General features: G+C 46.4%; 1 protein-coding gene. It reads left to right on the top strand.

Translation table 11 applies throughout. The features are described from left to right. Positions 1–960, top strand: a 960-nt coding sequence (locus A3763_RS04355) for a response regulator (RefSeq protein WP_156494902.1), incomplete at both ends; no start/stop codon positions are given.

The raw sequence follows: 960 nt of genomic DNA, 5'->3' as shown, positions 1-960 counted from the left end.
GCGCTCTAGCCAGGCTCAACCAACAAGTACCTGACCTGATATTACTCGACTTTATGATGCCAAAAATGAGCGGCATTGAAGTCTGCACCCTGGTTCGGAAGCAGTTCGACAGCTATGAACTCCCCATCATCATGCTGACAGCACGGCATCAAATATCCGATATTGTCAGCGCCCTGAGCCAAGGTGCCAATGATTACCTCATCAAGCCCTATCATAATAAAGAACTAATCGCCCGCGTAGAAAGTCAGCTAAGCGTAAGAAGGTGCTGGATCGCGAACCAGGAAAACCAGAAGCTTCGCAACGAGATCGCTAAACGAGAAGCCCTGGAAGAAGAGTTATCCGAACTTAATTCGAAGTTGCTTAACGTTCTGGATATTAGTGAAGAACTTATTATCGTCATCAACGAGCAACTCAATATTGCTTACACGAATGATAGAGCGCTACAAGAATTTAGCCACAAACTTGGTGAATCATCCGAGTCCAGCCTACTAGGGCGCCCCATTAGCGACTTCGTTTTGCCAGAGCTACTCTCTCAACTGGAGAAAGCGTTAGTCGAAAAGCCCGATTCGGCCTACTCAATAGACTTGATGAGTGAACCCGGCGAGCAGGCTGTATGGCACGCTTCCATCAAATACGTTAACGAGTCCGGTCAACCTTATTTAGCCTTGGTTATCGACCAAAGAGAACTGTCGCCAGAACAGGTTGAAGGTAAGCCTTTACAGACTGATAATGCCCTGGCAGCACTAACTCATGAGCTGAGCGAAAGTCGGCGTAAAATCAATGAAATTGAAGGGGCACTAAGGCATGTTCTCATTGATCCTGATCATGCGGGAGAGCAAATCAGTGAACAAATAGGCGATACAGACTCAGTTCAATGTATAGACTCTCCTCCAGCTCTTGAACACGATGATAAAACCGAATTTGATGGCAAAGAGCTTATTGTCGAACTGTTGAGGAACT

Source organism: Oleiphilus sp. HI0128, from assembly GCF_001635365.1.
The sequence above is the reverse complement of the archived record's forward strand: the minus strand, read 5'-3'. Positions and strand labels throughout refer to the sequence as shown.